This window comes from Faecalibacterium longum (genome assembly GCF_040094125.1).
Lineage (GTDB): Bacteria > Bacillota > Clostridia > Oscillospirales > Ruminococcaceae > Faecalibacterium > Faecalibacterium longum.
Genome location: NZ_JBBNIH010000081.1, coordinates 1 through 20,566, shown reverse-complemented (window position 1 = coordinate 20,566; position 20,566 = coordinate 1). Strand labels below are relative to the sequence as shown.

Sequence of the window (20,566 nt, the reverse complement as noted above, 5' to 3'; positions counted from 1 at the left end):
GTCTGAAAGGGGCGAGCAGCCCCTTTCTCGTGGGTCCAGCGCGTCGAAATCGCTGGTGGTTTTCTGGTTCTCTTTTGACATCAAAAGAGAACAATTAGCCTTAATGAAAAAGCGCTCTGACCCCGCGCCACCGGCGCGACAACCATTTCTGGTTCTCTTTTGGCACGCAAAAGAGAACTAACCCCGCGTAACCGCGCTCTCCCCCCGCGCCACCAGCGCGCGCAGCCGCTTCCCTAAAAATGAAACAAATAAAACGAGGCGTTTCTATGAACTACGAATCCGCTTTGGAATACATCCACGCTGTCCAGTGGGCCGGCCACAAGCCGGGCCTCAGCCGCACCCGCACTCTGCTGGCGGCGCTGGGCGACCCCCACAAGAAGCTCCGCTTCGTCCATGTGGCGGGTACCAACGGCAAGGGTAGCACTGCCGCCATGCTGGCGTCCTGCCTGCAGGCGGCGGGGTATAGGGTGGGCCTGTACACTTCGCCTTTCATCAACCGCTTCAACGAGCGCATTCAGGTAAACGGCGAACAGATACCCGACGACGCGCTGGTGCGTCTGGTGGAGCGAGTCCGCCCGGCGGCAGACGCCATGGCTGACGTCCCTACCGAGTTCGAAATTATCACGGCCCTGGGGATGCTCTGGTTCGCGGAAGAAAAATGCGACATCGTGGTGCTGGAAGTGGGCCTCGGCGGTACGCTGGACTCAACTAACGTCATCGACCCGCCTGAGTGCGCGGTCATCACGGCGCTGGGCATGGACCATGTAAAAGAACTCGGCCCCACCATCGCGGACATCGCCGCTGCCAAGGCCGGCATCATCAAGCCGGGCAGTCCGGTGGTGAGTTACGGCGGTGTGCCGGAAGCGGACGCTGTCATCGCCCGTGTGGCCAAGGAGCAGAACGCGCCTCTCACGGTGGTGGATCTCTCCCGCCTCAAAGTGGAGGGCGGCGACCTCGACGCCGTCACTTTCGACTTCGACGGGCTGGACGGTGTCCGTCTGCCCCTCATCGGCAGCTATCAGCCGAAAAACGCCGCCCTCGCTATCACGGCCCTCCGTGTGCTGCGGGGCAGGGGATGGAACATCTCCGACAGCGCCATCCGCACCGGCCTCGAACAGGTGAGCTGGCCGGGCCGGTTCGAGCTGCTGCGGCATTCGCCCGCTTTCCTGTTGGACGGTAGTCACAATGCCCACGGGATGCGGGCTACCGTCCAGAGCCTCCGGGACCGCTTCCCGGGGCAGAAGTTCGTCTTCCTGCTCAGCATCATGGCCGACAAGGATGTGGACGAGATGCTGGCACTGCTGCTGCCGCTGGCAAAGCGGTTCGTCACGGTCGCGGCCCACACGCCCCGCGCCATGCCCGCTGAGACGCTGGCAGAACACATCCGCGCCCGGGGCGGAAAGGCTGAGGCAGCGGCGGACATCCCGGCGGGCGTCGCCCACGCGGTGGAGCTGGGCGGTGACGGCCCGGTGTGTGCGCTGGGGACTCTCTACTTCTCCGGCGATGTCCGGCAGGCGTTTGCCTGGCTGACCGCAGAATAAACGACAAAAAGAAAAGCGATGGCCCAGTGCAGGTGGGCCATCGCTTTTTTGCCCTTTCGGGCAAGCAGGGTAAATGATAAGAAGGTAAATGAAGAAAATAGCAATAATAAGAAGGTAAAAACAAGAAGAAAAACAGGGGCGCGGGATGCTATGTATCCAACAGCCTGCCCTTGTTGGATACAACAATAGCACGATTACAGAAAAATTACAAGCCTTTTTTTGAAAAAACTTTCAAAAAAGGGGCGGAATGCTGTACTTTTGGCACAACGCACAAATCCCGAAGAGATTCACTGGCAATTTGACGAAGCACGGAACGGCGGGGTGTTTCAAACAAGAACACTATAAATTTTCGTAAGCTGCTCTCCGGCTCTTGCACGGCGGAGAAGGCTGTGCTAAGATGATAGCGTAAAATGAGAAGTCTGCGCTGAAATGAAAAACAGATGTGATATTGCAAACGACAAAGGAGAATATAGATGGTAAAAAATGCGTCAGCTGGCGAAAAGGCCGGCTGGTTCAACGGGCGGACGCCGCTGTTTTCCCAGAAAGACCTGCTGCGGCTGGTGGGGCCACTGCTCATCGAGCAGTTCCTGGCCGTGACGGTGGGCATGGCCGACACCATGATGGTCTCCCGCTGCGGCGAGGCGGCCATCTCGGGCGTCAGCCTCGTGGATATGATAAACAACCTCATCATCGTGCTGTTCGCGGCGCTGGCCACCGGCGGCGCGGTGGTGGTGAGCCAGTATCTGGGCGCGAAGGAGCAGGAAAAGGCAAATGCCAGTGCGGGTCAGCTCATCCTGCTGAGCGCCATCTTGGGTACCGTGGTGGCTGCGGTCTGCATCCTTTTCGCCCGACCCATGATAAGCGCCTGCTACGGCTCCATCGACGCGGACGTTCTGGACGCCGGCGTTCTCTACCTTAAAATAACCGCCCTGAGCTACCCCTTCCTCGCGCTGTACAACGCAGGCGCGGCCCTCTTCCGCAGCATGGGCAACTCCAAGATCTCCATGCAGATCAGCGTCCTCATGAACATCATCAACATTGTGGGCAACGCGGTCTGCATCTTCGGCCTGAAAATGGGCGTCGATGGCGTTGCATGGCCCAGTGTCGTCTCCCGTGTCATCGCGGCGGTGCTCATTCTGGGCCGCTGCTACCAGAAAGGCCATGCCCTCACGGTGCCGAAGACCGTTAAGCTCGATACCGGTATGGCCAAGCGCATCCTCGGCATCGGCGTGCCGTCGGCCTTTGAGAACAGTCTGTTCGAGGCGGGCCGCATCGTCGTGGTCAGCATGATCTCCACTTTCGGCACCGTCCAGATCGCCGCCAACGCCGTCGCCAACAACCTCGATGGTGTGGGCTGCATCCCGGGCAAGGCCATCGGCCTTGCCATGATAACCGTCGTGGGCCGCTGCATCGGTGCAGGGGACAACGAGCAGGCCGTCTATTATACAAAGAAGCTGCTGGGCTGGGCCTATCTCGTCATGGGTGTGCTGAATGGATTGATCCTGATTTTTGTCCGGCCTCTGGTGGGCATTTACGAGCTTTCGGGCGAGACGATGGAGCTCTCCATCATTCTGGCCTGCATCCACGCGGGCTTTGCAATGCTGCTCTGGCCTCTCTCCTTCGTGCTGCCCAACGCTCTGCGCGCCGCCAACGACGTCAAGTTCACGATGATCGTCTCCATCGCCAGTATGGCCTGCTGGCGTGTGGGCTTCAGCTATATCATCGGTGTGCGGATGGGCATGGGTGCCATCGGCGTCTGGATCGCCATGGTGGTGGACTGGGTCTGCCGCGTGACCTGCTTCGTGACCCGCTTCCGCAGCGGCGTCTGGAAAGAAAAATATAAGGCCTGACAACAGAAAGGGACGTTACATGAAACTCATCAGCTGGAACGTGAACGGGCTGCGCGCCTGTTTGACCCACGATTTTGCCGCGAGCTTCGCCGCGCTGGACGCGGACGTGTTCTCGGTGCAGGAGACCAAGATGCAGCCCGGGCAGGCCGATTTCGCCCCCGAGGGCTACATGGAATATACATACTCGGCGGAGAAGAAGGGCTACTCCGGCACAGCCTGCTGGTGCAAGACCGCGCCGCTGAGCGTGACCACCGGCATCGGCATTGAAGAGCACGACCACGAGGGCCGTGTGCTGACGCTGGAATACCCGGGGTTTTACCTCGTCAACTGCTACACCCCCAACAGCCAGGACGGCCTGAAGCGGCTGGACTACCGGATGACATGGGAGGACGCCTTCCGCGCCTACCTGCTGGAGCTGGATGCCAAAAAGCCGGTCATCCTCTGCGGCGATCTGAACGTGGCCCATCAGGAAATTGATATTAAAAATGCCAGAACTAACCGGATGAGCGCCGGTTTTACTGACCAGGAGCGGGCCAAGATGACCGAGCTGCTGGCGGCGGGCTTTACCGACAGCTTCCGCGCCATCCACCCGGACGAGGTGAAATACAGCTGGTGGAGCTACCGTTTCCACGCCCGGGAGAAGAACGCGGGCTGGCGCATCGACTATTTCATCGTCTCGAACCGCATTGCGGACAAGATAAAAGCCGCCGAGATACACAACGAAGTGTTTGGCTCCGACCACTGCCCGGTAGAGCTGGACATCGACTTATAAGGAGGGCTCTATGCTCAAAAGCTATCTCATCGTATTCTTTATCTCAATGCTGCCCCTCATCGAGCTGCGCGGCGCCATCCCGGTGGGCATCGGGATGGGGCTGCCCATCCTGCCGACCTATCTGGTCTGTGTGGTGGGCAATATGCTGCCGGTACCGTTCATCTATCTGTTTGCCCGGAAGGCCCTCATCTGGGGCTACCACAAGCCCATCATCGGCCCCTTTTGCCGTTTCTGCATCGTCAAGGGCGAAAAAGGAGGTCGTGCGCTGGAAGCCAAGGCCGGGCGCGGCCTCGTGGCGGCGCTGCTGCTCTTCGTAGGCATCCCGCTGCCGGGTACCGGCGCATGGACCGGTACGCTGGCTGCGTCCATCCTCGATATGAAGTTCAAAGATGTGCTCATCGCCTGCATGGGCGGCGTGCTGCTGGCCGGGATCATCATGGGTCTGGCAAGCGCAGGTCTTTTGGGAGCGCTGAGCGGTCTGTTTGCGGTGTAAGGCTGGTTTTCCATCGCAAAGTGTGCTAGAATAACAACAGTGTGTCTTGAGTAAAGACGAAGAAAGGACGAATCAAAGATGCAAGAGGCTTTGAACCAGAAGATCGACGCATTTATTGCGGCGAACAAAGAGCAGATCCTAAAAGACATTGCCACGCTGGTGTCCATCAACAGCGTGGAGGGTGCCCCGGAAGAGGGCGCACCCTACGGCGCAGGCCCCCGTGCCGCGCTGGACAAGACGCTGGAGCTGGCCGCAGGCATGGGCCTTGCGACCCGCAACTGCGAGAACCATATCGGCTACGCCGAGCTGGCCGGTGCCGATGCCGAGAAGTATCTGGCTACCATCTGCCATGTGGACGTGGTGCCGGAGGGCAACGGCTGGACGGAAGACCCCTTCAAGATGGAGATCCGCGACGGGTGGATGATCGGCCGCGGTGTCGCTGACGACAAAGGCCCCATGGTCGCCACCCTGTACGCCCTGAAGTTCCTCAAAGAGGAGGGCGTCTCCCTGCGCTATCCCATCCGCGCCCTCGTCGGCGACAACGAGGAGACTCACATGCACGATGTGGACTACTACCTCGCCAACTACCCGGCCCCTGTGTTCTGCTTTACCCCGGACGCAGAGTTCCCGGTCTGCAATGGCGAGAAGGGCCACTTCGACGGCAAGCTGGTCAGCCCCGTCTGCAACGGCGTCATCAAGGACTTCGTGGGCGGCGTCGCCACCAACGCTGTGCCTGACCGCGCCAGCGCTCTCGTGGCCACCGACATCACCAAGCTGCGCAACGCCCCCAACATCACCCTCGAGCCGGAAGGCGACGGTGTCCGCATCCGCGGCTGGGGCAAGTCCGGCCACGCTGCCATGCCGGAAGGCACTGTCAACGCCATCGGTCTGGTGGTGAACTACCTGCTGGACAATGGCCTCTGCAACGACGCCGAGCGCGCCTATCTGGAAGCCGTCAAGAAACTGCACGACTCCACCGCAGGCGTGGGCCTCGGCATCGACTGCGCCGACGGACCCTTCGGCCCGCTGACCATCATCGGCGGCAAGATGTCCATGGTGGATGGCCGGATGGTCCAGACCATGGACAGCCGTTACCCCACCTGCACCGACGGCGACACCATCGCAAAGCAGATCCGTGCCGCCATCGGCACCGGCGCAGAGCTGACGGATGTGGGCAGCGCAAAGCCTTTCTACATCGAGGCTGACACCCCCGCCATCAAGGCCTGCATCGACACCTACAACGAAGTCACCGGCGAGAACGCAACGCCCTTCACCATGGGCGGCGGCACTTACGCCCGCCACTTCCCCTATGCTGTCAGCTTTGGCCCGGAGCACAGCGATATGGTGCTGCCCGAGTTCGGCGGCCCGATGCACGGCGCTAATGAGGCCGCTCCCATCGACAAGCTGCTGGAAGCCCTGAAAATTTATATCATCGCTCTGCTGCGGCTGGAGGAGATCGACTTTTGAGCCGGGTGCGCGTCTTAGTCATTGACGGGCAGGGCGGCGGTCTTGGCCGTCAGCTGACGGCGGCGCTTGCCGCCGGATGCCCGGACATCGAGCTGACCGCCGTAGGAACCAACAGCATCGCGGCTTCGGCCATGCTCAAGGCGGGCGCACACCGCGCCGCCACCGGCGAAAATGCCGTGGTGGTCAACTGCCGCCGGGCGGACATCATCGTCGGCCCCATCGGCATCGTCATCGCCGATTCGCTGCTGGGTGAGATCACCCCGGCCATGGCGGCGGCGGTCTGCCAGAGCAGTGCAGCGCGGGTGCTCATCCCCATCAACCACTGTGATAACATCGTGGTGGGTGTGCCGGACCAGCCCATCGGCCAGCTGGTAGCAGCAGCGGTGGAGAAGGTCAAAGAGTTGATACGATAAAGGAAAAACGGAAGCTCTCCCGAGGGAAAGCTTCCGTTTTTTAATGCTTACGCTGCCGTGCAGCCACCTGCTGGGCCGTGGGGGGAATATCGCCCTGTGCGGCCTTTTCCAGCTGACCGATACGGCGGTCGAGGTCGATGAGACGCTGGGCCATGATGTCCGGCAGGTCCTGCTGGTCGAGGTCGTCGGCGGGGTTGATGGCCTTGTTGTTGATGCGCACCACTTCGGCAGGGACGCCGACGGCGGTGCAGTTGGCGGGCAGGTTCTTGAGCACCACGCTGCCCGCGCCGATGCGGGCGTTGTCGCCGATATACACCGGACCCAGCACCTTGGTGCCAGCGCCGATAAGGACATTGTTGCCCAGGGTGGGGTGGCGCTTGCCGGTGTCCTTGCCGGTGCCGCCGAGGGTCACGCCGTGGTAGATGGTGCAGTTGTCGCCGATCTCCGCCGTCTCGCCGAAGACGATGCCCATGCCGTGGTCGATGAACAGGCAGCTGCCGATTTTCGCGCCGGGGTGAATCTCGATGCCGGTCTTATGCCGACCCCGCTGGCTGACCCAGCGGGCGAGGAAAAAGTGCTTGTGTTCGAACAGCCAGTGGGCAATGCGGTGATAGACCAGAATGTGAAAGCCCGGGTAAAGCAGTATGACCTCCAGCACGCTGCGCGCTGCGGGGTCCTTGCGCTGGATGTTCCGCGCGTCCTCTAAAAGACCCATAATAGAAAACCTCCATTTTGCCGCCCGCAATGGCGGCCCCTCTCTGATAGACTTTATAATAGCACATCTAAACTTTAATGTACAGTGAAATGGTAGGATATAAGAACAAAAATGAGGATTTTTTTGCACAGGGGCGCTGGCGGCGGGGGAGAAGAGGGACTTTTCGGTAGAGTAGCTAAAATTCGAGGCTTACGGATGCAAACCTTCTCACATGGAAATGAGGTCAAAAGCATTGACACATTTTGCGCTTCTATGCTAAAATATATCGAAAAAGAACGGATAGAAAAGGAGACGGGAGCATGAAGGCCAAGATGATGCGTGCAAAACTGGAAAATCAGTTTGCAGCCGTTTTTGCTGTGGCTCCAGTGTTTCCTTTTTTGATGTGCTGACTTTTCCCTTTGCTGGGAAAAGTTTTTTTTTGCCCTTCTGAGGGCAGACACACCCGGACGATGAAACCAGACGAACACAGACAGGGAGGTAATCTTATGCTGCTCATCAACGCTGTCAACGCCGAGGGCCGGCCTGTGGAGCTGTATGTAAAGGACGGAAAGATCGCCGCCGTCGGTCAGGACCTGGCCGCACTGGCCGGAGAAAACGAAACGGTGCTGGACGCCGGAGGACTGACCGTACTGCCCGCTTTCGTGGACCTGCACTGCCACTGGCGCACGCCGGGCTTCGAGTACAAAGAGGACATTGAAACGGGAAGCCGCGCCGCAGCCGCAGGCGGCTACACCTTCGTGAACCTGATGCCCAACACAAAGCCTGTCTGCTCTTCGGCAGCACAGGCCGCGATGGTGGAACAGAAGGCCGCTGAGGTGGGCCTGTGCGACGTGAACCAGACCGTCTCCATCACCGAGGATTTCGACGGCAAGACCATCGACCACCTCAAGACCCTGCCCGCTTCGGTCAGGTTCATCACCGAGGACGGCCACGGTGTGCAGGATAACGCCACCATGGCCCGGGCGTTCGCCATCTGCACCCAGCGGGACATCACCGTGATGAGCCACGCCGAGGATATGGAGATCAGCCCCTGGGACTACCGGCTGGCCGAGGACATCGAGACGGTGCGGAACTGCTGGCTGAGCGAGTACTATCAGACCCGCCTGCACATGTGCCACGTCTCCACCCGGGGCGCCATCGAGGCTATCCAGATGGCAAAGCTGCGGGGCGCACCTGTCACCTGCGAGGTGACGCCCCACCATCTCTGGTTCACCAATGACACCTGCGACTACCGCGTCAACCCGCCCATCCGCACCGCCGACGATGTGCAGGCCCTCATCGACGCCATCCGCAGCGGTGTGGTGGACGCCATCGCCACCGACCACGCCCCCCACTCCGAGGAAGACAAGCTCAAGGGCATGGCCGGTATGGTGGGCAGTGAGACGGCTTTCGGCGTCTGCTACACCAAGCTCTGCAAGGAAGAGGGACTTCCCCTCGAGCTGCTGAGCCACCTGATGAGCACCCGCCCGGCGGAAATTCTGGGCCTTGCCAAGGGTCAGCTGGGGCCGGGCTATGACGCCGACTTTGTGCTGGTAGACCTCGACACCCCCTATACCGTGGACAAGAACAAGCTCCACTCCAAGTCCCACAACTGCCCCTTCGATGGTGCGCAGCTCTACGGCAGGGTCTGCGCCACGGTCAAGGGCGGCGAGCTGACCTATCAGGCAGAAGAATAAGCTGCAAATACATTTATATAAAAGAGAGACAAACAGGAGGAACCCCAAATGACGAACATGGATAAGCTTTACGAAGCAGTCGAAGCACGCGGCCCGGTCTGCGTGGGTCTGGACACCGATTTCAGCTACCTGCCCGCAGATTTCGTGGACAGCACCCTCTCCAAAGGCGAGAACATCGTCCGCTTCAATAAGAAGCTCATCGACGCCACCAAGGCCGTCGCGGGCTGCTACAAGGTGCAGATCGCTTACTACGAGTCTCTTGGCCTCGAAGGTCTGAAGGCATATGCCGACACCCTGAAGGCTGTCCGCGAGGCCGGTGTGCCGGTCATCGCCGACATCAAGCGCGGCGACATCGCCAAGACCGCTGAGATGTACGCCATGGGCCACTTCACCGGCGACTTTGAGGCCGACTTTGTCACGCTGGCTCCCTACATGGGTCTGGACTCCATCAGCCCCTATCTGCCCTACGCAGAGAAGCAGGGCAAGGGTATGTTCGTCCTCTGCCGCACTTCCAACGGCGGCGCAAAGGATTTCGAGTATGAGAAGCTGGCCGATGGCCGCCACGTCTACGACCTCGTGGGCGACAAGCTGAACGCCCTCGGCAAGGACTACATGGGTGAGCACGGCTACTCTTCCATCGGTCTGGTCATCGGCGGCACCCACATCGAGGAGGCTACCGAGATCCGTGCAAAGTATCAGGACAGCTTCTTCCTCATCCCCGGCTACGGCGCACAGGGCGGCAAGGCCGAGGACATCGCCCAGTATCTGTCGAAGGGCAACGGCGGCGTGGTCAACTCCAGCCGCGGCATCCTGCTGGCCTACAAGAAGCAGCCGGGCGTAGCCTTCGACGAGGCCGCTTACAACGAGTGTGTGAACATGAAGGAGGCCATTGCCCATGCGTGCAGCCTGCTGTGAGGCCACTGTCCTGCGCCATGAGGTCATCGCGGACGACATCCGCCTGCTGACCGCCCTCTGGCCGGACCGCGAGCATGCCCCCCACGCGGGGCAGTTCTTCACCCTGCGTGCCTGGGGCGCAGATGAAGCGCCCTTCCTGTCCCGGCCCATCAGCGTCCATAAGTGGGATGCCGAGACCCAGACCGTCGAGTTCCTGTACGCCGTCGTGGGCGAGGGAACCCGTAAGCTGACTGCCCTGAAAAAGGGTGACAGCTTCCAGCTCACCGGCCCCATGGGCAACGGCTTCGATGTGGCCGACATCCTGAGCAAGTATCAGAAGATCGCCGTCGTGGGCGGCGGCATCGGCACCGCCCCCATGTACCAGCTCACCCGGGAGCTGGCGGCTGGCGGCGTCAAGCCGGATGTCTTCTTTGGCTTCCGCGATAAGCCCTACTGCATGGAAGAGTACCGCTCTATCGCGGGCATCGTCAAGGTGTCCACCGACACCGGCGCGGTGGGTTTCCACGGTTTCGTCACCCAGCTGTATGATCCGGCGGATTACGATGTGGTGCTGGTGTGCGGCCCCACGGTCATGATGCGGAATGCCGCCCGCCTCTGCGCGGAGAAGGGGACTCCCTGCTTCGTCAGTCTGGAAAAGAAGATGGCCTGCGGCATCGGTGCCTGCCTCGGCTGCACCTGCGAGACCAGGAGCGGCGAGGGCAAGAGCGTGTGCAAGAATGGCCCTGTGTTTGATGCAGCGGAGGTGTTCTGATGGCAGACTTGAAAACGAACCTGCTGGGCTTTACCATGAACAGCCCCATCATCGGGGCCTCCGGCACGGTGGGCTACGGCGTGGAATACGAAGAGCTGGCTGATTTCAGCAAGATCGGCGGCATCTCGGGCAAGGGCCTGACCCTGCACGGCCAGTACGGCAACAAGGGCGAGCGCCTGTGGGAGACGCCCTCGGGCCTCATCAACAGCATCGGCCTGCAGAACCCCGGTGTCCAGCACTTCATTGATGTGGAGCTGGGCGAGATGCTGGAACTCAAGCAGAAGTACGGCACGGTGGCCATTGCCAACCTCGGCGGCCACAGCGAGGAAGAGTACGTCGAGGGCGCAGCTATGCTGAGCGAGAGCGGCGTGGACATCGTGGAGCTGAACATCTCCTGCCCCAACGTCAAGGTGGGCGGCATGGCCTACGGCGTCAAGGCGGAAGCTGCCGGTGAGGTGGTGCGGATGGTCCGCGACGCCTGCAAAAAGCCCCTGATGGTCAAGCTCAGCCCGCAGGCCGAGAACATCCCCGAGATGTGCAAGGCCGTGGAAGCCGCCGGTGCGGACGCCATCAGCCTGACCAACACCTTTCAGGCCTGCGCTATCGATTTGGAGAAGCGCCGCCCGGTGTTCGACAACATCTTTGCCGGCCTGTCCGGCCCGGCGGTGCGCCCCATCGCCCTGCGGATGGTCTGGCAGGCCGTCGGCGCGGTGAACATCCCGGTCGTGGGCCTCGGCGGCATCGCCACCGGTAAGGATGCACTGGAATTCATCATGGCCGGTGCCACGGCGGTGCAGGTGGGTGCAGCAAACTTCGCCAACCCCCGCGCCATGGAGACCATCGCCGAAGAAATGGCGGTCTGGATGGACGCCCACGGCGTCAAGACGCTGGACGAGATCCGCGGCTGCGCACGCTGAGCGAATAAAACAGAGATTAAACGTATATGACTTGCAAATATTCACTGATTCTTAAAATTTATGAATAAATTTGCGTTTTGACAAAATGCGTGGTACAATACCGCATGAACGAAAACAACAGAGTATAGAGAGGGAAAAATATCATGAGTGAAGCACTTGAAATTCTGAAGAGCTGTGACGCATTTCTGGAAGGCCACTTCCTGCTGTCTTCTGGCCGCCATTCCAGCGCATACTGCCAGATGGCATATCTGCAGCAGTACCCCGACCGCTGTGCCGAGGTCATGAAGGCTGTGGCCTATAAGATCAAGGAGATGGACGTGGACGTCATCGTCGGACCTGCCATGGGCGGCATCGTCTACGCCTACGAGCTGGCCCGCCAGACCGGCAAGCGCGCTATCTTCACCGAGCGCGTGGACAACGTGATGACCCTGAAGCGCTTCGCCATCCATCCGGGTGAGAAGTGCCTCATCGCTGAGGACGTCGTGACCACCGGCATCTCCTCTCTGGAGACCAAGCGTGTCATCGAAGAGGCCGGCGGCGTCTGCCTGGGCATCACCTGCGTGGTGGACCGCACCAAGCCCGAGGCTCCGTCTCCCATCCCCATCGTGGCCAGCGCTCTCAAGCTGGACCTGCCCAACTACGCCCCCGAGGAGTGCCCCATCTGCAAGGAGGGCAAGCTGCCTCTGGTGCATCTGGGCAGCCGCAAGATGAAGCAGGAAGCCAAGCAGACCCTGTAAACGCGCAGGCGTGTTGAAGCGAGGAGTATCTAATGAACGCATATCTTCTTTTGGCAAATGGTATGGTCTTTGCCGGCCAGTCGGTGGGCGCTGAGGGCGTCACCGTGGGCGAGGTCGTCTTTGCCACCGGCATGGTGGGCTTTCAGGAGACGCTGACCGACCCCAGCTACTACGGCCAGATCATCACCCAGACCTACCCCCTCATCGGCAACTACGGCATGAATAAGGACGACATGGAGTCGGATAAAATCTGGGCCAAGGGTTATATCGTCCGCGAGGCCTGCCAGACCCCGTCCAACTGGCGCTGTGAGGAGACGCTGGACAGCTTTCTGAAGAGAAACAATACCATCGGCATCGAGGGCATCGACACCCGCCACCTCACCCGCATCATCCGGGAGAGCGGCGTCATGAACGGTGCAATCCTGACCACCTTCGACCCCGCTGACCCGGCCAACAAAGCCGAGACGGATAAGCTGCTGGAAGAGATCCGCGCTTACGCCGTCACCGACGCCGTGAAGAGCGTCACCTGTGCAGAACCCGAGGTCTACAACGAGAAGGGTGAGACCCACATCGTGCTGATGCACTACGGCTGCAAGCGGAATATCGTCCGCTGCCTCGTCAAGCGCGGCTGCAAGGTGACGGTCATGCCCGCCTTTGCCACCGCTGAGGAAGTTGCTGCCCTGGACCCGGACGGCATCATGCTCTCCAACGGCCCCGGCGACCCCGCCGAGCCGGTGGAGGTCATCGAGAACCTCAAGCACATCTTTGAGCTGAATATCCCCACCTTCGGCATCTGCCTCGGCCACCAGCTCTCCGCTCTGGCCGCTGGTGCCAAGACCATGAAGCTCAAGTACGGCCACCGCGGCGCCAACCAGCCCGTCACCGACTTCGAGTCGGGCCGCACCTTCATCACCAGCCAGAACCACGGCTATGCAGTCGTGGGCGATGAGCTGCCCGCCGAGATGGGTGAGGTGGCCCAGGTGAACGCCAACGACGGCACCTGCGAGGGCATCAAGTACAAGAAGTGGAACTGCTTCACCGTCCAGTTCCACCCCGAAGCCAACGGCGGCCCCAAGGACACCGAGTTCCTGTTCGACCGCTTCCTGAACAACGTCAAAGCAGCAAAGAAGGAGGCACGCTGAAATGCCTAAGGACCCCAGAATCAAAAAAGTGCTGGTCATCGGCTCCGGCCCCATCATCATCGGTCAGGCTGCTGAATTCGACTACTCCGGCACCCAGGCGTGCCGCGCCCTGAAAGCAGAAGGCATCGAGACCGTTCTGCTCAACTCCAACCCCGCTACCATCATGACCGACCCCGACGTGGCCGACCATGTTTATATCGAGCCCATGACCCTCGAGGTCGTGGAGCGCATCCTCGACATCGAGAAGCCCGACTCCGTGCTGCCCAACCTCGGCGGCCAGATGGGCCTGAACCTCTCCATGGAGCTGGCCCGCTCCGGCTACCTCGACCGTACCGGCATCCGTCTGCTGGCCTGCAAGCCCGAGACCATTGACCGCGCCGAGGACCGCGAGCTGTTCAAGGAGACGATGGAGAAGCTGCATCAGCCCATCATCCCCTCCGAGGTCGTTGAGACACTGGAAGACGCTCTGGCCTGCGCCGACCGCATCGGCTACCCGGTCATCGTCCGCCCCGCCTTCACCATGGGCGGCACCGGCGGCGGCATCTGCGAGAACAAGGCAAAGCTCATTGAGATCGGCACCAACGGCCTCCGTCTTTCCCCCATCCATCAGATCCTGGTGGAAAAGTGCATTGCGGGCTGGAAAGAGATCGAGTACGAGGTCATGCGCGACCACAAGGGCAACGTCATCACCGTCTGCAACATGGAGAACCTTGACCCTGTCGGCATTCACACCGGTGACTCCGTGGTCGTGGCACCCTCCCAGACCCTGACCGACCACGAGTACCAGATGCTGCGCACCGCTGCGCTGGACATCATCACCGAGCTGGGCATTGAGGGCGGCTGCAACTGCCAGTTTGCCCTGAAGCCCGACAGCTTTGATTACGCGGTCATCGAGGTCAACCCCCGTGTGTCCCGTTCTTCCGCTTTGGCTTCCAAGGCCACCGGCTACCCCATCGCCAAGGTGGCGACCAAAATCGCCATCGGCTACACTCTGGATGAGATCACCAACGATGTCACCGGCAAGACCTGCGCCTGCTTCGAGCCTGCGCTGGACTACATCGTGGTCAAGTACCCGAAGTGGCCCTTTGATAAGTTCGTCTACGCCGACAAGTCTCTGGGTACCCAGATGATGGCCACCGGCGAGGTCATGAGCATCGGCAACAGCTTTGAGGCTGCTATGATGAAGGCCGTCTCTTCCATCGAGCTGGGCATGGACACCCTGACCCACAAGCCCTTCGAGGAGCTGAGCGACGACGAGATCGTGGACCACATGCATGTGCAGGATGCCGAGCGCGTCTTCTGCGTCTATGAGGCCCTCAAGCGCGGCATCGACCACGAGACCATTTATCGCATCACCAAGATCGACTGGTGGTTCCTCGACAAGATGCAGCATCTGGCAGACCTCGAAAAGGGTCTGGCCAAGTGCGAGGGCGTTCTGAGCGAGGCCCAATATAAGGAAGCCAAGAAGTACGGCTTCCAGGATAAGACCATCAAGCGTCTGGCCAAGGTGGACAAGCTCCCCGTGGAGAACTACCGTGCCGGCTTTAAGATGGTCGATACCTGTGCCGCTGAGTTTTCGGCCAACACCCCTTACTTCTACTCCACCTACGACGGCGACAACGAAGCCGCCGAGTTCATCGCGGAGAAGGAGGCCAAGGCCGCCGAGAAGGGCGAGCCCAGGAAAAAGAAAGTCCTCGTCTTCGGTTCCGGCCCCATCCGCATCGGTCAGGGCATCGAGTTCGACTACTGCTCTGTCCACTGCGTCTGGACCCTCAAGAAGCACGGTTGTGAGGCTATCCTCGTCAACAACAACCCCGAGACGGTCTCCACCGACTTCGACACCGGCGACCGCCTGTATTTCGACCCGCTGAACCCCGAGAGCGTGGACAACATCATCGCGACCGAGAAGCCCGACGCCTGCGTTGTTCAGTTTGGCGGTCAGACTGCCATCAAGCTGGCAAAGCATATGGACGAGATCGGTCTGCCCATTCTCGGCACCCCGGCGGATGCCATCGACGAGGCCGAAGACCGTGAGCGCTTCGATGAGCTGCTGGAGCGCTGCAACATCCCCCGCGCACCCGGCCGCACTGTCTTCAATCTGGAAGAGGCTCTGGCCGCAGCCGACGAGATCGGCCTGCCTGTTCTGATGCGTCCTTCCTACGTCCTCGGCGGTCAGAACATGATCGTGGCCTACACGAAGGCCGATGTCATCGAGTACATGGGCGTCATCACCGAGCACGTCGATATGGACCACCCCGTCCTGCTGGATAAGTACATCATGGGTACTGAGTGCGAGGTGGACGCCATCTGCGACGGCGAGAACTACCTCATCCCTGGCATCATGGAGCAGGTGGAGCGCACCGGCGTCCACTCCGGCGACTCCATCTGCGTCTACCCGGCCCAGCACCTGACTCAGGCCGAGATCGACACGATGGTGGACTACACCGGCCGCTTTGCCCGTGAGCTCCACGTCACCGGTCTGGTCAACGTCCAGTATGCGGTCTCCAACGGCAAAGTGTACGTCATCGAGGTCAACCCCCGTTCTTCCCGTACCGTGCCGTATATCTCCAAGGTCACCGGCGTCCCGATGGTCGATCTGGCCGTCCGCTGCTGCCTCGGCGAGAAGCTCACCGATATGGGCTACGGCATCGGTCTGCACCCCAACGCCCCCTATGTGGCCGTCAAGGTGCCTGTCTTCAGCTTCGAGAAGCTCCACGGCGTCGATACCCAGTTCGGCCCTGAGATGAAGTCTACCGGCGAGGTGCTGGGCATTGCCCCCAACTTCCACGACGCCCTGCTCAAGGGCCTTATCGGCGCGGGCTACACCTTCAAGACCCCCGGCCCGGCTTCCTGCTGCATCTTCACCGTGAAGGACAGCGACAAGCCTGAGTTCGTGGACATCGCCTGGAAGCTCAAGAACATGGGCTATAAGCTCTACGGCACCTCCGGCACCTGTGCATGGCTCAACAAGCACATGGTCCCCTGCAACGAGGTGCGGAATATGTCCGGCGAAGCGCCGAATATCGTGGACCTGCTGCAGAGCGGTCTGGTGGACTATGTCTTCTCCACCAGCGCCAAGGGCCGCGACCCCAAACGCGATTCCGTCCGCCTGCGCCGCAAGGCCGTGGAGCTCAGCATCCCCTGCATCACCGCCGTGGATACCGCCAACGCTCTGGTCAACTGCCTGCGCAGCGACCACAGCATGAAGGACATCCCGCTGGTGGATATTGCAACGCTGTATCATAAAAAATAATCCCGCTCTGTTACTTCGTGCGCAAAAATATACCGTTTGTGCGCAGCCCCTCGTAATGAGGGGCTGCATTTGTTATACTCAACAACGCAAAATTTGCCAAAAGACGTTACTTTTGGACGTTCCAGGAGGATATAGATACATGACTCGTTCCCAGATGATCGAAACCGTGGCACGCAAGACCGGCTTTACCGAAGCTCAGGTCGAGACCACGATGGATGCACTGTTTGACCAGATCGCCGATTGCCTGCGTGCCGACGAAAAGGTCACCATCGCTGGCTTTGGCCGCTTTGAGATGCGTCCCCGCAAGCCGAAGGCTTACACCAATCCCAAGACCAAGGTCTCCAGCCGTCTGGAGTCTACCTCTATCCCCGGCTTCAAGGCCAGTGGTCGTTTCAAGCAGAAGCTTGAGTCCGGCCGTGCTGCCAAGAGCGTCGAAGAGACTGCCTGATAGGACCTGAACCAAAAGCGCCGCATCCTTGACCCGGGATGCGGCGCTTTTTTGCTGACAGAATGCGATTTTCATGGTATACTGGGCATATCACAACGAAAAGCGGCCCTCAGAGGGCATTGCGCGGAAGAGAAAAGAAAAAGAACGGAGTAGAGGAATCCATGCTTTACAGCGAATTACAGTGCAGCGAGGCCATCCATAAGGCCGTAGAGCGGATGGGCTTTGCGGAAATGACCGAGGTGCAGGAAAAGACCATCCCCGTCATGCTGGCCGGGCGTGACGTCATCGCCAAGGCCCCTACCGGCACTGGCAAGACCTGCGCTTTCGGCATCCCGGTGGCCGAGCACATCGACCCGGCTCTCAAGGCCCCGCAGGCCGTTATTCTGGCCCCCACCCGTGAGCTGGCCCAGCAGATCGCTGAAGAACTCACAGGGCTGACCTATTTTATGCCGGAAGTGCAGGTAGTCTGCGTTTACGGCGGTGCGAATATGGAAAAGCAGGCCAAACGCCTCGCCGAGGGCTGTCAGATCGTGGTGGCGACCCCAGGCCGCCTCATGGACCACTACAAGCACCACAATATCGACCTCGACCATGTGACACAGGTGGTCCTCGACGAGGCCGACGAGATGCTGAATATGGGCTTCTATAAGGACGTGAAGCATATCATCGGCCTGATGAAGGCCCGCAAGTCCCTCTCGATGTTCTCGGCCACCATCAGCCGCGAGGTGATGGACATCGGCTGGATGTATCAGAAGGACGCCGAGGAGATCACTGTCCAGCCCAAAGAGGAGAGCCAGCCCAAGATCACCCAGTATATGCTGGAGACCTCCGGACGCAACAAACTGTCCGATCTGGCCCAGATCATCATTGGGGAGGGCTACAAGCGGGTCATGGTCTTCTGCGATACCAAATTCAATACGGCGGCTCTGGCGAACCAGCTGGCCCGTCTGGGCTTCTCTGTGGACTGCCTCCACGGCGACCTCTCCCAGAACGAGCGCAACCGCATCATGCAGAACTTCCGTGACGGTAAGCTGAATGTGCTGGTAGCCACCGATGTGGCGGCCCGCGGCATCGACGTCTCAGATGTGGATGCTGTCATCAACTACGACGTCCCCGGCGACAATGAGCATTACACCCACCGCATCGGCCGCACAGGCCGCGCAAAGAAGGAGGGCGTGAGCTATCTGTTCTATGTGCCGGAGGAAAAGAAGCGGGTACAGGAGCTGCTGCGCCTGACCCGCAACACCGACCTGTGCACCCCGGTGCACTTCGACTTCAACCATGAGCACATCGTGGTGGAGGAAAAGAAGGACAACGCCGACCGGTTCCAGATCAAGTGCTATTTTTAAAGGAAGGAGCTGCTGTACAATTTTGTGTGGCGGCTCTTTTTGCAAAAAGGCTTGACCTTCCCCTTTGTGGAAGGTGTAGAATACTCCCGTAAGGAGGGGGGCGTGACCCATGAAGATCAACGAAGTGGAAGCCGCCGTCGGCGTGACCAAAAAGAACATCCGCTTTTACGAGGAGGAGGGGCTCATCAGTCCCAGTCGGGAGCCGGGCAACGGCTACCGCAGCTACTCGCAGGCGGATGTGGAGCGTCTGCGCCGCATCAAGCTGCTGCGCAAGCTGGACGTGCCGCTGGCAGAGATCCGGGAGATGCTGGAAGGGCAGCGCACGCTGGCCGAGGGTATGAGTCAGCAGCTGGAACGTCTGCGCAGCCGCCGCGCCGACTTGGAGGAGGCAATCGGTTTCTGCACGCTGCTGCAACAGGAGAACGGCCCTCTGGAACAACTGGATGTGGAGCAGACGCTTGCGCGCTTGACCGCACGGGAAGAACAGGGAGTGACCTTTGTGAACATTGAACGTACAGACCAAAAGACCCGCCGCATCCGGGGCGCCTGCATTGGTGCTGCCCTTTTTGTGGCCATGATGGCCTTTGTAATGGCCACCATGGGCTGGGCGGTTTACACCGACCCGCAGGATGCTCCACCGCTGCCGCTGCTGGTGGTGATGTTCGGCATTCCGGCGGGCTGCATCGTGGGCATCCTGAAGGTGCTGCTGGATCGAATCGAAGAGATCGGAAAGGGAGAAGAAGATGCTTATCGTAACTATTAACGAGATCCCGGGCAAAAAGCTGGAGGCACTGGGCGTGGTGCGTGGCAGCACAGTGCAGAGCCGCAACCTTGGCCACGACATGATGGCCGGCTTCCGCACCCTTGTGGGCGGCGAGGTGACCGACTACGCCGATATGCTCACCGAGGCCCGGCAGATCGCCACCGGCCGTATGGTCAAGGACGCCGAAGCTCTGGGCGCGGATGCCATTGTCGGGATGCGATACGCTTCGGCCAGCGTCATGCAGGGCGCGGCAGAGGTCATTGCTTACGGAACGGCGGTGAAGTTTGTATGACGGCAAAAGAAAAACAGGGCTTCGGCCTTTACTTCCTGTTTGCATTTGGGCTGGCATGGCTGTGCCAGATCGGCGGGTGCATGGCACTGCTGCGGGATGGCAATGCTACAATTTATCAGGCATTGTTGGTCGTATGTATGCTCTGCCCGCTGGCGGCGACTTTGCTGGTGCAGAAGGTCTGGCTCCGCCAGCCCACAGGCATCGGCTGGAAGGTGCAGGGCAAGCGATGGTTCTGGCTGGCGGCATGGTTCGGCCCGGCGGTGCTCACCCTGCTGGGCGCGGTGCTGTATTTTGCGGTGTTCCCCTCCCGGCTGGACTTTTCCGGCAGCTGGCTGGTAGCCGCCTACGGCGGCGAGATGGACGCCCAGACCCTGCGCAGCCAGCTGGGGGTCTCCACCCTCAGTTATCTGCTGCAAAACGGGCTGTTTGCGGTGCTTCTTGCCCCAGCCATCAATATGTTCCCCGCGCTGGGCGAGGAGGTCGGCTGGCGCGGCTACATGATGCCCCGCCTGAAGGAGAGGTTCGGTCTGCTGAATGGCCGCCTGCTGGGCGGCGTTGTGTGGGGCATCTGGCATTGGCCGCTGATGCTGCTGGTGGGCTACGAATACGGCACCAATTACTTGGGCGCACCCCTGCTGGGTCTGGTGGTGTGGTGCGTGGTCTGCTTTGCCCTGAACACCCTGTTGGATATTCTCTATGAAAAAACGGAGAGCATCTGGGTGCCTGCCATTGCGCATGGAGCGTTCAATGCCATTGCAGCACTGCCGCAGGTGCTGGTCACCCCTGCAGATGCCTATTATAATGTACTGGGACCCATGCCCATTGGCCTGATTGCCGCGCTGCCGATGTTGGCAGCAGCGGTCTGGCTGACCCTGCGGGAGATGAAACAGGAAGAAAAGAACTGAATCCCAAGGCAACAGCCGCTGCACTTTTTGTGCGGCGGCTGTTTTTGCGCAGAAATGGTGGAAGAAAGGTCAAAACATCCCCTGAAACTGAGCAAAAAACTAGCGGATGTATACAAAAGCGAAAAAAGAGCAAAAAACTTGTAAAAAAGGCTTGCAAAGTGGCCCGG

General features: G+C 60.3%; 20 protein-coding genes. 19 read left to right on the top strand and 1 reads right to left on the bottom strand.

Going from position 1 to position 20,566, the window contains the following annotated elements; genetic code table 11:
• From AAAU26_RS01995 to AAAU26_RS01965, 7 genes are all read left to right on the top strand, one after another.
• On the top strand, nt 1–181 hold a 181-nt coding region (locus AAAU26_RS01995; RefSeq protein ID WP_227619592.1), incomplete at its 5' end, for a hypothetical protein.
• An 85-nt stretch (nt 182–266) separates the two neighbouring features.
• Nucleotides 267–1,541, top strand: a complete 1,275-nt coding sequence (locus AAAU26_RS01990; RefSeq protein ID WP_227619593.1) for a bifunctional folylpolyglutamate synthase/dihydrofolate synthase — start codon at nt 267–269, stop codon at nt 1,539–1,541.
• Between the two features lie 473 nt (nt 1,542–2,014).
• The gene (locus AAAU26_RS01985) at nt 2,015–3,391 is read left to right on the top strand and encodes an MATE family efflux transporter (RefSeq protein WP_227619594.1); all 1,377 of its coding nucleotides are present in this window, start codon (nt 2,015–2,017) and stop codon (nt 3,389–3,391) included.
• A gap of 19 nt (nt 3,392–3,410) precedes the next feature.
• Complete coding sequence (locus AAAU26_RS01980) at nt 3,411–4,163, top strand: exodeoxyribonuclease III (protein WP_227619595.1); 753 nt, start codon at nt 3,411–3,413, stop codon at nt 4,161–4,163.
• A gap of 10 nt (nt 4,164–4,173) precedes the next feature.
• On the top strand, nt 4,174–4,656 hold the full coding sequence (locus AAAU26_RS01975) for a COG2426 family protein (RefSeq protein WP_149795208.1): 483 nt from the start codon (nt 4,174–4,176) through the stop codon (nt 4,654–4,656).
• A 78-nt stretch (nt 4,657–4,734) separates the two neighbouring features.
• The gene (locus tag AAAU26_RS01970; RefSeq protein ID WP_227619596.1) at nt 4,735–6,123 is read left to right on the top strand and encodes a Sapep family Mn(2+)-dependent dipeptidase; all 1,389 of its coding nucleotides are present in this window, start codon (nt 4,735–4,737) and stop codon (nt 6,121–6,123) included.
• 5 nt (nt 6,124–6,128) lie between these two features.
• Nucleotides 6,129–6,536: a DUF3842 family protein gene (locus tag AAAU26_RS01965; RefSeq protein WP_207676795.1), complete on the top strand. Its 408-nt coding sequence runs from the start codon at nt 6,129–6,131 to the stop codon at nt 6,534–6,536.
• Between the two features lie 40 nt (nt 6,537–6,576).
• Here AAAU26_RS01965 and epsC read toward each other — a convergent pair whose 3' ends face one another.
• Nucleotides 6,577–7,251, bottom strand: coding sequence for a serine O-acetyltransferase EpsC (epsC, locus tag AAAU26_RS01960; RefSeq protein ID WP_158395173.1), 675 nt, complete (start codon nt 7,249–7,251; stop codon nt 6,577–6,579).
• Nucleotides 7,252–7,736: 485 nt separating this feature from the next.
• On the opposite strand from epsC, the gene AAAU26_RS01955 reads away from it, so the two are divergent.
• The 12 genes from AAAU26_RS01955 (at nt 7,737) to AAAU26_RS01900 (ending at nt 20,399) form a co-directional block, all read left to right on the top strand.
• Nucleotides 7,737–8,927: a dihydroorotase gene (locus tag AAAU26_RS01955; protein WP_227619597.1), complete on the top strand. Its 1,191-nt coding sequence runs from the start codon at nt 7,737–7,739 to the stop codon at nt 8,925–8,927.
• A gap of 48 nt (nt 8,928–8,975) precedes the next feature.
• Nucleotides 8,976–9,842 (top strand): orotidine-5'-phosphate decarboxylase, encoded by an 867-nt coding sequence (pyrF, locus tag AAAU26_RS01950; protein WP_158395172.1) that lies wholly within the window; start codon nt 8,976–8,978, stop codon nt 9,840–9,842.
• Nucleotides 9,823–10,593: a dihydroorotate dehydrogenase electron transfer subunit gene (locus tag AAAU26_RS01945; protein ID WP_158395171.1), complete on the top strand. Its 771-nt coding sequence runs from the start codon at nt 9,823–9,825 to the stop codon at nt 10,591–10,593. Before pyrF ends, AAAU26_RS01945 begins: the two co-directional genes overlap by 20 nt.
• Nucleotides 10,593–11,510, top strand: coding sequence for a dihydroorotate dehydrogenase (locus AAAU26_RS01940; protein WP_227619598.1), 918 nt, complete (start codon nt 10,593–10,595; stop codon nt 11,508–11,510). The genes AAAU26_RS01945 and AAAU26_RS01940 overlap by 1 nt, the downstream gene beginning before the upstream one ends.
• A gap of 143 nt (nt 11,511–11,653) precedes the next feature.
• Nucleotides 11,654–12,247 carry an orotate phosphoribosyltransferase gene (gene pyrE, locus AAAU26_RS01935; RefSeq protein ID WP_227619599.1) on the top strand — a complete coding sequence of 198 codons (594 nt, stop codon included), beginning with the start codon at nt 11,654–11,656 and terminating at the stop codon, nt 12,245–12,247.
• A 32-nt stretch (nt 12,248–12,279) separates the two neighbouring features.
• Nucleotides 12,280–13,389 (top strand): carbamoyl phosphate synthase small subunit, encoded by a 1,110-nt coding sequence (locus tag AAAU26_RS01930; protein ID WP_227619600.1) that lies wholly within the window; start codon nt 12,280–12,282, stop codon nt 13,387–13,389.
• A gap of 1 nt (nt 13,390) precedes the next feature.
• On the top strand, nt 13,391–16,642 hold the full coding sequence (carB, locus tag AAAU26_RS01925) for a carbamoyl-phosphate synthase large subunit (protein WP_227619601.1): 3,252 nt from the start codon (nt 13,391–13,393) through the stop codon (nt 16,640–16,642).
• Nucleotides 16,643–16,781: 139 nt separating this feature from the next.
• Nucleotides 16,782–17,090, top strand: a complete 309-nt coding sequence (locus AAAU26_RS01920; protein ID WP_015564687.1) for an HU family DNA-binding protein — start codon at nt 16,782–16,784, stop codon at nt 17,088–17,090.
• A 161-nt stretch (nt 17,091–17,251) separates the two neighbouring features.
• A complete protein-coding gene (locus AAAU26_RS01915; protein WP_158395167.1) occupies nt 17,252–18,439 on the top strand; it encodes a DEAD/DEAH box helicase in 1,188 nt (395 codons plus the stop codon).
• 109 nt (nt 18,440–18,548) lie between these two features.
• Nucleotides 18,549–19,202 carry a MerR family transcriptional regulator gene (locus tag AAAU26_RS01910; RefSeq protein WP_227619602.1) on the top strand — a complete coding sequence of 218 codons (654 nt, stop codon included), beginning with the start codon at nt 18,549–18,551 and terminating at the stop codon, nt 19,200–19,202.
• Nucleotides 19,183–19,494 (top strand): heavy metal-binding domain-containing protein, encoded by a 312-nt coding sequence (locus AAAU26_RS01905; protein WP_158395165.1) that lies wholly within the window; start codon nt 19,183–19,185, stop codon nt 19,492–19,494. The genes AAAU26_RS01910 and AAAU26_RS01905 overlap by 20 nt, the downstream gene beginning before the upstream one ends.
• The gene (locus tag AAAU26_RS01900; protein ID WP_158395164.1) at nt 19,491–20,399 is read left to right on the top strand and encodes a CPBP family intramembrane glutamic endopeptidase; all 909 of its coding nucleotides are present in this window, start codon (nt 19,491–19,493) and stop codon (nt 20,397–20,399) included. Before AAAU26_RS01905 ends, AAAU26_RS01900 begins: the two co-directional genes overlap by 4 nt.
• Nucleotides 20,400–20,566: the final 167 nt, after the last annotated feature.

Bases quoted from the DNA above. Each gene is read 5' to 3' on its own strand.
- AAAU26_RS01990 (WP_227619593.1), top strand. From the start codon at position 267: ATGAACTACGAATCCGCTTTGGAATACATCCACGCTGTCCAGTGGGCC.
- AAAU26_RS01985 (WP_227619594.1), top strand. From the start codon at position 2,015: ATGGTAAAAAATGCGTCAGCTGGCGAAAAGGCCGGCTGGTTCAACGGG.
- AAAU26_RS01980 (WP_227619595.1), top strand. From the start codon at position 3,411: ATGAAACTCATCAGCTGGAACGTGAACGGGCTGCGCGCCTGTTTGACC.
- AAAU26_RS01975 (WP_149795208.1), top strand. From the start codon at position 4,174: ATGCTCAAAAGCTATCTCATCGTATTCTTTATCTCAATGCTGCCCCTC.
- AAAU26_RS01970 (WP_227619596.1), top strand. From the start codon at position 4,735: ATGCAAGAGGCTTTGAACCAGAAGATCGACGCATTTATTGCGGCGAAC.
- epsC (WP_158395173.1), bottom strand. From the start codon at position 7,251: ATGGGTCTTTTAGAGGACGCGCGGAACATCCAGCGCAAGGACCCCGCA.
- AAAU26_RS01955 (WP_227619597.1), top strand. From the start codon at position 7,737: ATGCTGCTCATCAACGCTGTCAACGCCGAGGGCCGGCCTGTGGAGCTG.
- pyrF (WP_158395172.1), top strand. From the start codon at position 8,976: ATGACGAACATGGATAAGCTTTACGAAGCAGTCGAAGCACGCGGCCCG.
- AAAU26_RS01945 (WP_158395171.1), top strand. From the start codon at position 9,823: ATGCGTGCAGCCTGCTGTGAGGCCACTGTCCTGCGCCATGAGGTCATC.
- AAAU26_RS01940 (WP_227619598.1), top strand. From the start codon at position 10,593: ATGGCAGACTTGAAAACGAACCTGCTGGGCTTTACCATGAACAGCCCC.
- pyrE (WP_227619599.1), top strand. From the start codon at position 11,654: ATGAGTGAAGCACTTGAAATTCTGAAGAGCTGTGACGCATTTCTGGAA.
- AAAU26_RS01930 (WP_227619600.1), top strand. From the start codon at position 12,280: ATGAACGCATATCTTCTTTTGGCAAATGGTATGGTCTTTGCCGGCCAG.
- carB (WP_227619601.1), top strand. From the start codon at position 13,391: ATGCCTAAGGACCCCAGAATCAAAAAAGTGCTGGTCATCGGCTCCGGC.
- AAAU26_RS01920 (WP_015564687.1), top strand. From the start codon at position 16,782: ATGACTCGTTCCCAGATGATCGAAACCGTGGCACGCAAGACCGGCTTT.
- AAAU26_RS01915 (WP_158395167.1), top strand. From the start codon at position 17,252: ATGCTTTACAGCGAATTACAGTGCAGCGAGGCCATCCATAAGGCCGTA.
- AAAU26_RS01910 (WP_227619602.1), top strand. From the start codon at position 18,549: ATGAAGATCAACGAAGTGGAAGCCGCCGTCGGCGTGACCAAAAAGAAC.
- AAAU26_RS01905 (WP_158395165.1), top strand. From the start codon at position 19,183: ATGCTTATCGTAACTATTAACGAGATCCCGGGCAAAAAGCTGGAGGCA.
- AAAU26_RS01900 (WP_158395164.1), top strand. From the start codon at position 19,491: ATGACGGCAAAAGAAAAACAGGGCTTCGGCCTTTACTTCCTGTTTGCA.